At 68.3% G+C, this 11869-nt stretch carries 9 protein-coding genes; 6 read left to right on the forward strand and 3 right to left on the reverse strand.

Annotation, left to right across the window (positions count from 1 at the left end):
• Positions 1-132: 132 nt before the first annotated feature.
• Complete coding sequence (locus ACFC0G_RS33665; protein ID WP_376410878.1) at positions 133-1083, reverse strand: alpha/beta fold hydrolase; 951 nt, start codon at positions 1081-1083, stop codon at positions 133-135.
• 140 nt (positions 1084-1223) lie between these two features.
• Between ACFC0G_RS33665 and ACFC0G_RS33670 the strand changes: the two genes are divergently transcribed.
• Together ACFC0G_RS33670 and ACFC0G_RS33675 are read left to right on the forward strand one after the other, a co-directional pair.
• A complete protein-coding gene (locus ACFC0G_RS33670; RefSeq protein ID WP_376410881.1) occupies positions 1224-1874 on the forward strand; it encodes a TetR/AcrR family transcriptional regulator in 651 nt (216 codons plus the stop codon).
• A gap of 414 nt (positions 1875-2288) precedes the next feature.
• Positions 2289-2789 (forward strand): DUF3732 domain-containing protein, encoded by a 501-nt coding sequence (locus ACFC0G_RS33675; protein WP_376410884.1) that lies wholly within the window; start codon positions 2289-2291, stop codon positions 2787-2789.
• Between the two features lie 171 nt (positions 2790-2960).
• Here the strand turns inward: ACFC0G_RS33675 and ACFC0G_RS33680 are convergent, their stop codons facing one another.
• Both ACFC0G_RS33680 and ACFC0G_RS33685 read right to left on the reverse strand, forming a co-directional pair.
• On the reverse strand, positions 2961-4136 hold the full coding sequence (locus ACFC0G_RS33680) for an endonuclease domain-containing protein (RefSeq protein WP_376410887.1): 1176 nt from the start codon (positions 4134-4136) through the stop codon (positions 2961-2963).
• Between the two features lie 1170 nt (positions 4137-5306).
• A complete protein-coding gene (locus ACFC0G_RS33685; RefSeq protein ID WP_376410890.1) occupies positions 5307-5870 on the reverse strand; it encodes a restriction endonuclease in 564 nt (187 codons plus the stop codon).
• Positions 5871-6653: 783 nt separating this feature from the next.
• On the opposite strand from ACFC0G_RS33685, the gene ACFC0G_RS33690 reads away from it, so the two are divergent.
• The 4 genes from ACFC0G_RS33690 (at position 6654) to ACFC0G_RS33705 (ending at position 10568) form a co-directional block, all read left to right on the forward strand.
• Positions 6654-7193 carry a hypothetical protein gene (locus tag ACFC0G_RS33690; RefSeq protein WP_376410893.1) on the forward strand — a complete coding sequence of 180 codons (540 nt, stop codon included), beginning with the start codon at positions 6654-6656 and terminating at the stop codon, positions 7191-7193.
• A gap of 384 nt (positions 7194-7577) precedes the next feature.
• Positions 7578-9344 carry an acyltransferase gene (locus ACFC0G_RS33695; RefSeq protein ID WP_376410896.1) on the forward strand — a complete coding sequence of 589 codons (1767 nt, stop codon included), beginning with the start codon at positions 7578-7580 and terminating at the stop codon, positions 9342-9344.
• A complete protein-coding gene (locus ACFC0G_RS33700; RefSeq protein WP_376410899.1) occupies positions 9344-9949 on the forward strand; it encodes a hypothetical protein in 606 nt (201 codons plus the stop codon). Before ACFC0G_RS33695 ends, ACFC0G_RS33700 begins: the two co-directional genes overlap by 1 nt.
• A 439-nt stretch (positions 9950-10388) precedes the next feature.
• Positions 10389-10568 (forward strand): hypothetical protein, encoded by a 180-nt coding sequence (locus ACFC0G_RS33705; protein WP_376410902.1) that lies wholly within the window; start codon positions 10389-10391, stop codon positions 10566-10568.
• Positions 10569-11869 lie beyond the last annotated feature (1301 nt).

The following is an 11869-nucleotide window of genomic DNA, read 5'->3' on the forward strand; positions in this document are numbered from 1 at the left end:
AGACCCGCGAACCGCGGAGCGCCAGTCACGTTCGAGGCGCCGTTCGGCGCCGAACCTTAAACGTCAAGCTCAGGCACGGGCTGCGAACGGGGCCTTCAGAGACGCCTGGACAGTTCGCGTCTGCGGCCCTCGCTACGCGTCCGTGGTGCCCCGTGCCGCCGCAGGATCGAGGGAGTCGGTGTCCTCCATGAAGCTCAGCATCCGGGCGTTCACCAGGTCGGGGTGGTCGATCTGCGGGCCGTGGCCGGTCGCGGCGACGATCTCGGCGCGGGCGCCGGGGATCAGGCGCGGTACGCGTTCCAGCTGCCGTTTGGGGTGTACGAGCAGGCTGCGCTTGCCCATGATCAGGTAGAACGGCGTCCGGATGGAGCCCAGTTCCGCGTCCGACAGGGGCAGCGGGGCGGGGCGGCGGATCCGAAAGGCCTTCACGCTGGCCTGGATCATCGCGCGGAGCTCGGGAACGATGATCACCGGCTGCTCCAGCCATGCGGCGAGGCGTGGGCGCCACGCCTTGGGGGCGTAGGTGGCGAAGAGGCTGGCGAAGATCCATACGAAGAAGCGCAGGCCGACCTTCTCCAGGCCGCCCGGGTCGAGGGCGGTTACCGAGGCGAGCCGCGCGGGCCGGCGGTGGACCTGGTTGACGACCAGCCAGCCGCCGTACGACGAGCCGATCAGGTGGACCTTGTCGAGGCCCAACGCGTCGAGGGCCTCGTCCATCCACTGAGCCGCGCGCTCGGGCTGCCACATGGGCTCGTGCTGGACGCTGCGGCCGGGGTCGCCGGGAGTGTCGAGAGCGTAGACGGGGCGTTCGGCGCTCAGCGCGCGGGTGTTGGGGTACCACTGGGCGGAGCAGCCTCCCGAACCGTGTATCAGGACCACGGGCGTGCGTGACTCGGCTACCGGGTCGGCGGGGCCGTACCGGTAGACGTGCGTGGTGCCGAAGCTCGTCTCGACGTCCGTCTCGGAGCGGACGGGCGCGCCCTTCGCGTAGAGGACGTCGCAGGTGGCGAAATAGCGGTCGCGCAGCTCGTCGCTCACGTAGCGGCCGATGTCGCGGCGTACTCGGGACGTGTTCTCGGGCACGGGGCACCTCCAGGAAGATCAGGCCTTCGTGATACATGCGTACCATATGGTTGATACGACGGTACCATGAAGATGTTCGGGCCGAGCCGGGCTGCGAGCCCATGAACCACCCACCCCACCCACGGCCGGAGACAGCACTGATGCCAAAACGCGTGGACCACGAGGAACGGCGCACCCAGATCGCCGAAGCGCTCATCCAAGTCGCCGGACGGCGAGGGCTGCACGCCGTCGGCATGCGCGATGTGGCCGCCGAGGCCGGCGTATCCCTCCGGCTCGTGCAGTACTACTTCGAAACCAAAGAGAAGCTGCTCTTCTACGGACTCCAGCACCTGACCGACCGCTTCACCGCCCGCGTGAACGCCCGACTGGCCGCCACCGGCCCGGACCCGGGCCCCCGCGCGACGATCGAGGCGCTGCTGCTGGCATCCCTGCCGACCGACCAGGAGAGCCGGACCTTCCACCTCCTGTACAGCTCCTACTCGATCCTGTCCGTGACCGACGGAGCGCTCGCCGCCCAGCCCTTCACCGACAACCCCGACGCGGCCGAAAACGCCCTCACCGGCCTGATCGAAGGAGCCCAGGCGGCAGGCCTGGCCGATCCCGGCGCCGACGCACGCACCGAGGCCATCAGCCTGCTCGCCATGACCGCGACCATGGGCACCAGCATCCTCGTCGCCCAACGAACACCAGAGTCAGCCATCGCCGTACTCCGCCACCACCTCGACCGCATCTTCACCGCCGGCCACACCACCCGGACGCCGGACAACGCAGACGCCGACACCTGTCCGTAATTTCGGCTTGAACCACCAGCCCGGTCCGGCTGGCAGCACCGTCACCGGTTCGACGAGGACGACCGATACGGGGAACTCCACGCGGCCGGCATCCGGCCGCCTGCAGTCAGGCGCGCGCCCGACTGCGCCGGACAATCCCGCATCGAGAATCCCGGTGCCGTCCTCCGATCCGTCGTACCTGGCGGACGCCTACCCGTCCCGGGAGCCGCTGCCGGATTCGGCACCGGCGCCACCGGCGCTGCCGCCTCCGTCCTCGCAGCCACCGCCGCGATCGTCCAGCCCAAGACCGGACGGGCCCTGGGCGCCGGGCGCCTGACCACCCGCACCGGGGGTCCGCGATGGACATTCGGGGCTCGATAGGCACTCAGGAGCCGGCTGCCCAAGAGCTCGTAACACGATCATGATCGATGCTTCTTGAGTCGTCGCCAGCAGACGAGGCCGCAGCGAAGGGCACTCACCCGCACGGTCGCAGACAGCGACGTCACCCGGCTGCGCCACAACCTCGTCCTCGCCCAGGAAAACGTCGCCACACCTGAACAGGTCGTCTACGAAGACGACGTCACAGCCGAAACCGACCGCCGACTTGCCGACATTGCCATGACCGCCTGGGCCAAACGACTCAACCTCGGAGGCTCAGCGGACGCCACTGAGGCAGGGATCAGCCTCAAGTTCCTCAACGTCGTCCCCAGGCCACCTGGCGGACGGCTTCCCCTGACCCGCATCGGCAGCGCCAAGAACCACATCGGCTACCACCCGGTCGCTCACCTCGCCCTGCACACCTACCCGCGGCGCAGCAACCGCCCTGTCCCCGCCTTCCTCATGCTCGACCAACCCACCCAGGCCTTCTTCCCGGGGCACGCGCTGGAGAGCCATGGCTGCCGGCATGCCTCCGGGACTTCTTCACGGTCACGGTGAAGCCGGCCGCCCCACCCGAACGTGGAACACCGTTCGTCCGCAGAGCCCGCCCCGCGGTGAGCTCTGCGTACCGCACGCCACTGTGACTGCCTGTTCGGCCTCGCCGAACCGCCGACCCCGCGTTGCGCACCTGCGTGGCGAGGGCGCTCGTGTGCAGGGAACTGGTGGATGTTACTGAGGGAGATTGCGTTCGACGAAGACTCGGACCAGTTCTGCCACCCGGTCGGCGGGGATGACGCGGCGCCACCGTACGTCGCTGCCGTTCTTCGTGTGACGGCTGCAGGAGAGCTCGAATACCACCGACCCGTCGCCCTCGGCCCGGCCCCAGCAGACGCGTGGCCGGTGTGTGCAAGATCCGTGGGACCTGAAGACGATCGACTCTTGCACGATGTCGGGGTGATGGCGCGGTGGCAGCGCGCGGGCCTTGTGGCAGCCGGTGCAGCGAAGGAGGTGTGAGAGGGCTCCCTGGCGGCGGATGAACTCCCACCCGCCGCCCTCGAAGGTATTGCAGCTTGCGCAGACCGGTCCGCGGACGAATCCGTGGACATGGCAGTGGTCCCAATACAGGGCCCGGCGTGGGGCAGGGCACAAGCAGCACAGAAAGACGTCTGCCTGTTGCTTCTTGGTGAGTGAGGCGTGCAGGGCGCCCGCCAGGTGCCCTGCGTAAGGGCGGGAGGCCTGGGAGGAGCAGGCCGGGCACAGAGTCACGAAGCCCGCCGCGCTCGAGGTGCGCCACTGCCAAGAGTCGCCCTTGGTCCCGCAGCCGCTGCACACCGCGGCTTCGTCCTGCAGGTGCTCCTCTGCCTCATCGGCCCGGTAGAGGAGCTCCGCGTAGGCGCGAGGAACCGTCCAGCGCGTGCCGGACCAGGACAGCCAGGGAACGGGCCGGGTGCCGGCGATGGTGAAGTCCCCGCCGCGCCGTTCCAACACCTCCCAGGTCAGGCCACAGGGCAGCCCTTCGCTGTTGGGCTGACTCTGGTGGCAGGGTTCAGGTGCGCAGGGGCATCCGTAGGAGGCCCGGGCACGGAAGGCGGCCTCGTCCATGAACGCCTTGATCCGCGACTGCCAGGTGTACCCACCGGGGCTGCTGGACGGCGAGGGGAGAGCGTCGACCCGGTCGGCGGGGTCGACGACAAGGGCCGCCAGCCGTTGGGCGGCCTTGCGAATCTCCCGGTCGTCCAGCTGCCAGCGGTTCTTGTACTTGTAACCGCGGACTGCGACATCGCCGATCAGAACGTGCCCATGGCGCTGGAACCAGTAGCGGGACAGCCCCGGCGGAGCAGCCGGAACGGCACAGTCCTCGGTCAGCTCGGCCAGCATGCGGCGGGCTTCCTCTGGCGTGATCATCACGAGGTGCTCCTAACCGCGAAATGCTGCCGTGAGGCGCCGGCCGCTGCGGCAGACGGTGATCGATGGTGCGGCCAGGCGCGCGGTGGCCGCGCGCGCCAGGGCCGGAGCCCGGCTCGACCCGGGGGAGCAAAGCGGTCCACGCGCCGACGACCGTCCACCAGAACGGCATCGGGACGAGGCAGATGGGCGGCCAGGAAACGAGCGATGGCCGAGGAGGGGCCCTTGAGACAAAAGGCAAGGCTCATGGTGGACATCGTGACGCCCCCCTCTGACAAGGCATCAGCGGCGAAAGCTTTCATCCCACTGCCCAGGGCGCAAGAACGAGCCATCTTGAAACGGCAGCACCACAAGCCCTCATGCCGCTCACCGGCCTCCATCGCTGCGTGCGGTCAGAAAACCGGCAGGACAGCGTACGAAAGCCGCCAAGTTTCACATGCCCGGGCATCGTTGTGCCGCCAAACCGCGCACCGGGTCCTGTCGATGCCGCGGCAGGGCACAGTCCAGCAACCCCGTGACGGTGGGTCTGGGCCCCCGGCTCCGGCCGTCGGCCAGGGATCTCGTCATGACCTGCTCCCGCGCCGGCGGGGAGGAGCCCCAGCCCAAGAACGCCAAGACGTACTACCCGACCAGCGGTGGCTGGCGCTCTCCGCTCGCGCCGAGATACCCCCCGCGTGCCCACCTCGGCGAGCACGTCACGACCTACCGCCCACCGACTGAGCCGCGCCGCACTGTTCAGCGCAGTACGCAGCGCCTGCCACGCCGTGAGATCCGTAGTCGTTCACGAGTTGTGTGGTGGTTGCAGAAATCACGCTCAAAGATGGGCAGTCCCCGGCAGCCCGGCCTACGCAGGGCTGCCGGCAGCACTCGGAGTCGATAGGCCTCCGCGACCACACATGTTGAACGATCGCGGCGCGCGCCTGCTGATTGCTCGCGCTCGACAAGTCCACGTCGCGAGCTTTGCCGCGGAGAACGCGATCTGCTCCGCCTGCGACGGAGCTCCGGCCGTGACCGGGATTGTCGCCGCGCTCATCGGGCAGCTGGCCGGACGGCGGCGCACGATCATGCGCCGCCGCACGCCATGGCCCCCCCCGGCGGATGCCGCCCTGTGGGGCTGCTGCCTTCCCCCAGGTGGAGGGGTAGCTCCGGCTTTGGTGCAGGGGTTCGGTATCAGGACAAGGGCGTGGGGCGGCGGGGTGGAGGCACGGCCCGCAACAGTTCCCACAGGGGCCTGGATCCGCTCGCCCACTGAGCAAGGACGGCGCGGTCGACCAGGTGCAGTCGCTGGGAGCGGGCGAACTCCAGTGCCGGCTTGGAGAACCTGCCGTTGGTGACGAGGACGACGACATCGCCCTTGTGCACCGGCCGGCCGGTGCCGTTGAGCACGTGCAGGTCCGGCGTGCCCACCGGGGAACCGGCCAGACCGGCCCGCCGATGCTTGCACTGGATCACCCACAACCGCCCGTACGGGTCGGTCGCCTTCACATCCGCGCCGTTGTCCCCGGCACCGCCGACCTGTACAGCGTCCACGCATCCGTCGCGCCGCATCAGATCCCGCACCGCATGTTCGAACTGCCGGTGGTGCAAAACGTCCAGCTGCGTGAGCGCATAACGCAGCCCCTGGGATCTGACCCGCTCCCACTGGGCCGCCCGCCGCCGCTGGACCATCCAGGCCGCCACCGCCCCGCCGATCAGCAGTACCAGGACGACCGGGACCCACGGATGAGCAGCCACGAAGCTGACCAGACCCAAGACCAGCACCCATACCAGAACGAGACCCCCGCACACGAGAACGAGCTGTTCGCCCCCGGACGTCTTGCGCGAACGCCGCCGGACCGGACGACGACGCGCGGACGGACGTCGGCTCACCTCCCACCCCCGTCGCGCTCCCACACGATCGGGTACGACACCGTCGGCACCGGGCGCGGAGCAGGCTCCTGCCACCCAGGCCATCGAATCGGGTACGAGACCGCCGGCGCCGGACGAGTCACCGCCTTGTCCCCACCAGACCACTTGATCGGATAGGTCACCGCCGACGATGACCGCGGCGCGGGTAACCGCTCCGCACTCGCCCCGCTGCCGCCGACGGACGTGCCCGACGAGCTTGCGAACACGAACACGGCAGCCACGATGCCGACGGCGAGTGCGGTCTCCCGGCTCGTCCCCGCCGGCGCCCGCCAATGACGCCGGACCACCGTCCCGTCCCGCCTCGTGTACCCCTTGATGAACGGCAAGACCGAATTCCCCTCCCTGATCGGCAACGCGCTCTCCAGCGCAACTGATCAATCTAGAGCGTCCGCTGACAGTGAGTCACCCAATCGGAACCACGAACCGTCGCCGTCGCCGCCCGCCAGCTTCCCCGCTCATGCCTGCGGGGACGGTCGTGGCGAGGCCGAGGGTTTCAAGATCAACTCCACCATCACGTATCAGGAGTTCTAGCCACGAACAGCACCATCGCAGTGCGATAGTTCTGTGACCTGACCAACTCGGTCAAACCCGCCACACCCCGGAGCCAGAATGCGTAAGCGTGCCCTGTATGCCGCCGCCTTTGTCATCGGCCTTGGCGCCCTGACAGCATGCGCGTCGGGCGGCGACCAGAAGAACACCGGGCGAAAGAGCACCACGACCGCGCCCGTCAGCGCCTCGACCAAGCCCGCCCTGAGGCCGCTCACTGCCGGCGACGCGTTCACCAAGCTGTCCGCCAAGGTCTCGTCCGCCAAACTCTCGAGCGCCGTCACCGAGGACAACGACCCGAACAATCTCCTGGGCCGCCCGCATCAGTACACCAGCAAGATCACCTTCACGGACTCCCGCATCAAGGCCGACGACATCGCAGGAGCGGAGCCCGGCAGCGTCGAGACCGGCGGTGCGATCGAGGTCTTCACAAGCGCCGCCGACACTCAGGCCCGCGCCGACTACATCCAGAAAGTCACCAAGAGCATGCCCGCGCTTGTCGAGTACGACTACGTCAGCGGCACCGTGCTCATCCGCGTCAGTCACTACCTGACCCCGACTCAGGCAGCCGACTACAAGGCCGGTGCCGCCTCCCTCGGGTAGGCAGGCATCACCACGACACCGAGGACAGCACAGGCACACCAGCGGACATGAGCGCTCCCCACGAGCGGGTACAGCAGGGTGCCCAAGCGGCCTTTCAACGCGACGAAGGCCAGGAGCGAGGCAATGACTGACGTGGTCCACGCCATTACCTTCGCCACGAGTGCACCCCCGGACATCGACGGGCACACCGCCTGCTCCCCGTACACGCGGGGATAGCGCCGAGCACCACGCCCTCACCGTCGTTCTGTGGCTGGTCGTGGGTCTGGCGGTGGGCGTGGCCGCCGAGTTCCGCCTGGCCTCCGCGGTCGCGGCTTCGTGACTCCTGATCGCCGATGCCTGCATCCCTGATGCGCAATTGGCATTCTAAATGCTAGAACTGTATTTATGATGGGCACAGAAGAGGTTCTTCGGCTTACGGTCGCGGCGCTCATGGCGCGGTCGGGTGAGCGCCAGGGTGATCTGGCGGCCGGTATCGGGCAGTCGCAGGCGCAGGTCTCCCGGAAGCAGGCCGGCCGTCAGCACTGGTCGTTGGAGGACGTCGACCTGCTCGCCGCGCATTACCGTCTGCACGTGCTGGACCTGTTGGCCGGGCCCACGCACGCGGCCGGCGTGCTCCACGGCTCGGTGTCCAGCCTCCAGCAGGCCGGTGCCCAGCCGCTTGCCATGCAGCTCCCTGCCCATACCGGCACCCCGGCGCCGACTGTCACCGCCGTCGCGGACGAGGCCGCCGCCCTGGAGCGCGAGCATCCCGGCGCGGTTGCCGACCTCGTCCGAGACAGCCGTGACCCCGCCGTCTACGGACAGCCCGGCACGCCCGCCCCAGCGGTGGCCGGTGAGCCGACATCGGCCGTGCAACAGCAGTCCGCCGCCCTCGTCCCTCCTACGCCCGATCGGGTCCCCGCGCCGGCCAGTGCCTCCAAGACGCCGGCCCGGCCGTGTGTGCTGTGCGGGCAACCGGCCCGCGGCGAACTCGACGGTTTCCCACAGCACTTGACGGCCGAGGAGTGCGCCCAGGCCGTGGCCGTGGCGAGCGCGTCGCCGGCCGCCGTCCCGCAGCCGCCTGCCACGAAGGTCTCGGCCCCGGTCGTGCTGCCGCCAGTGGCGGTCCCCGAGACAACGGCGGCCGCTCCGGCCGCTCCGGTGGCTTCAGCCATGCCGGTCGTGCCAGCGGCGGGGCCGCGGGGGAGCGCGCCCGGGTACGCCTCCGGGACGCTGGTGGAGCAGATCACCGGCCGTGTGCACGAGGTGATGGGGGAGCGTTCCGGTGACATGGAGGCGGCGCAGGCCGAGCTGATCAAGGCCGCCATTCCGGACGTGATGACGCTCCTGAAAGCATCCCGGGTGGGCGGACGGTACGAGCATTCGGAATTCCCGCCGACGCAGGAAATCCTCAGGAAAAAATCCCAGAAGGGCGCGGATGAAATCTGGGAGGGGCGGCCGAAATGGCGGAACGCCGAGCTGTTCGCGGCGGCGAAACGCGGTGAGCGGATCGAGGTGACCGCGCTCGACATGAACGCGGCCTACCTGTCCGCGCTCAAGTGCTGGCTGCCGATCGGCCAGCTCCGCGAGGACACCAGCGGCGTCCACGACCCGAAGAAGGCCGGCGTCCACCTCATCACCCCGCCCGCCTGGGACCACACCGACATCCCCAACCCGCTCGGGAACCGTATGGAGCCCGGCGAGCTCTGGGTATCCGAGTCCACTCTCCGCCTCCTCCTCGACTGCGCCCGGCAGGACCTCACGGGCGCCCCGGTGATCCACCGTTCCCTTGTCTCCGGCGCCACCGAAGCCCTGCTGGAAAAACTCCGCCGCGCGCTCGCCGAAGCACGGAAAACAGCCCTCGCGGAAAATGATGAATTGACCGTGGCGTACGTAAAGGCCATGTATTCTAAGCTCGTGTCGACCATCGGTGAATCCACCGCGAATCGCGAACTGCGCCGCCCGGACTGGATGCACATCATCCGCGCCAAGGCATTCGCCAACCTATGGATGAAAGCCCACAAGGCACACAAGGCCGGACTCCAGGTCGTGGAAATCTCCGGCACCGACGAACTCCACATCGCAGGCGACTGGCGAACCGTGTTTTCGGAGGGCCGGGACCTGAACCAGGTCAAGGAAAAAGACACCTACATTCTGGGGGGTAGGCGCTGATGGCCGGATCACCCGATCTGTGGTCTCGCTGGGGCGAGTGGCAGAAGTCCAACGCGCGGGGAATGAAAGGCGGCGAGGCACTGATCCTGGAGATGAACCGGATCGTCTACACCTCCGGCATCGCCTCGCCCATCACCTCCAAGCGAGGCCTCACCGCCCGCCTGCGCTACCTCGACAGCAAAGCCGGCCGCGAAGAACTCAAGGCACAGGGTGTCTCCCCCCGCACCATCCGCACCTGGATGAAGTCCAAGGGAAAGGTGACACCGACCCCCGCGAGCCAGGAGAAGATCGACGCCGCCTACTGGCACCGGCGCCGCGAGAACCTCACCAAGTCCGGCTGGCTCACGCGCCACCTCGACAACCAGGGCCGCGGCCGCCGTATGGAGATCTACCCCGTCGACCAAAGCCACGTCGAAGCCCAATATCAGCGCCCCAACATCAGCCAACGCACCATCACCGTCCGATACATCTGGGCCGACCTCGTCACCGCCTGGGCCACCCGCAACCAGAACCTCGTCGACGAGATCTGGGACGACGTCATCAGCGACCTTGACTCCGACTACGCCGCCTATGCCTACGTCTCCGCCGTCGGCATCGGAGCCTGACCCCACCGCGCACGACCCAGACGGGCCCGGTACACCCGTACCGGGCCCGTGCCTATGCCCCGACCCCTCGTGGTGAGCGGGGCTGGCACGTCTTGTGGTGAGTGCCGCCCTGCGTGGCTCACCGGCTGTTTCCCTGGTGGAAGGGTCTGCTGTGAGGGTACGAGGGGACTACCCAGGGCCTGTCTCGGGCACGGCCTGGAGGGTGCCAGTTGCAGGGCTTGCCCTACCTGTGGCACCGCGGGTATTCAAGGCTTGCCCAGGGCCGCCTAAGACTTTCCCGGCCGCCAGAACGTCCAGGACAGGGCCCCTGCGAACCATCGAATGAGGCCTCCTCGAGGCCAAGAGTCCCCGGGTTGCGTTGCTAACCCCACACTCCTTCAGAGTCCGGATCGCCGCGTCGACCGACCGGTATCCCGACCCCATTCCCAGGAGGACTCCCATGTACACGACCACGCTCCTCGTCCTGCTGCTCCTGCTCGTCACCGGCCTGCTCGTGGTGGCGCTGCCCAGCTACCTCATCTGGCGTCACCCCCGTCTCGGCGTCCCCCTGACGGTCGCCGCCGCGGCCGGCGCCCTGTTCGTCACCGCCGTTGTCGGCGTTGCCGCTCTGCAGAACTGACCCGGGCGAGACCCCCCGGTCGGCGGGCGCCCGTGCTGCTCGTGTGCTGCACCTGGGGGCTGGTCGTCAGCTTGGCGGTGGGTGTGGGCGACGGACTATTCCCGGACAAGGGGGTGTCCACTGACTCTTGGATGGGCGATGCGTTTTCTGCATATGGCGTGTTCTACGCATTGCGCCGGTATGCGATTTCCGTATGCGGATGGGGGTTCAGCTCCCAGGCTGGGATTGTTGTGCTGAGGCGGGTGTGACTACCAGTCGCGCCCCGCGCTGGGGTGAGAGCCGCAGCCACCCGCTCCCGCCCGGGCAGCATGGCCTGCTGCCTGGTGCTGCCTGGTGCTGCCTGGTGCTGCCTGGGCGGCGGCCCGGCGATCTCCCATCGGTGCGCCCTGAGCCCGCTGGCCGGGGTCCGGCGAGTATGGGCCTGAGAGGCCCTCAGGCTGTTTTCCCAGGTGGATGGATGGGCTGAGAGCTGTGAGGGGTGGCTCTCGTGCTGGGGTCGCCTGTGATGTCGTAAGGGCAGACCAGCCCGACAGCAAATTGCGTGACGTGCAGATGCCCGGCTGGCACCGGTCCCTGCTGTTGCGCCCTGCACTTCCGGAGCGCGAACAGTGCCAGTGCCTGTGGCGGCCACGGCCTCGTGCTGCGTTGCGGGTGGGGGCTGACGTCCCCTCAGGGGCGGTGGGTTTGGTGTGGGGGAGCGGGTCGCGGTGGTTCGTCTTATGCGTTTTCTGTATGGGGAGTTGGTGTGGTGTCAGGAGGCGTTTTCCGTCGGCATTTTGAGCTTTCGTCATATCGATGCGGAGTTCCGATAGTTAGTGATGTATGTAGGGGGTTGCGTTTCCTGCATGTCCCGTTCGGCCCCGGCTGGCCCCGCAGGGGCCCGACCCGCCCGTGACAGCAGCATTAGGAGGTCTAGACAATTAGCATTCGGGCGCACTCCTCATATATCACTCAAAGCGATAGTCCTTCGCCACTTCGCGTGCCCCCGGACACCACCCCCACCGGTGCGCACCGTGACCATTTCACGAGCACAGCAGTAAGCCGGCACGCCGCCTTCGGCCCCGCAGGGGCCCAGCACGCCCACCATCAACCACCAATAACTAGCAATCTAACCAACACACTTACCAGCACCACACCCGCCGCAGGCGGCCATCAACCACAAGTCCTCACGCGCACTCCCCCAACCATCCCGAAGCCGCCGCAGGCGACCGCCCCCTCGGGTAGCCAGCCCAGCGCCGCGCAGCGGCGCAGCGCCACTGGGAGTGACGCAGTCACTCCGCGTCGTGTCTCCGCAGGAGACC

Origin of the sequence: Streptomyces sp. NPDC056169 (genome assembly GCF_042268445.1) — a bacterium.
GTDB lineage: Bacteria > Actinomycetota > Actinomycetes > Streptomycetales > Streptomycetaceae > Streptomyces.

Coding starts and splice junctions, on each gene's coding strand:
- ACFC0G_RS33705 (WP_376410902.1), top strand. CDS start 10,389: ATGTACACGACCACGCTCCTCGTCCTGCTGCTCCTGCTCGTCACCGGC.
- ACFC0G_RS33680 (WP_376410887.1), bottom strand. CDS start 4,136: ATGATCACGCCAGAGGAAGCCCGCCGCATGCTGGCCGAGCTGACCGAG.
- ACFC0G_RS33700 (WP_376410899.1), top strand. CDS start 9,344: ATGGCCGGATCACCCGATCTGTGGTCTCGCTGGGGCGAGTGGCAGAAG.
- ACFC0G_RS33695 (WP_376410896.1), top strand. CDS start 7,578: ATGATGGGCACAGAAGAGGTTCTTCGGCTTACGGTCGCGGCGCTCATG.
- ACFC0G_RS33690 (WP_376410893.1), top strand. CDS start 6,654: ATGCGTAAGCGTGCCCTGTATGCCGCCGCCTTTGTCATCGGCCTTGGC.
- ACFC0G_RS33670 (WP_376410881.1), top strand. CDS start 1,224: ATGCCAAAACGCGTGGACCACGAGGAACGGCGCACCCAGATCGCCGAA.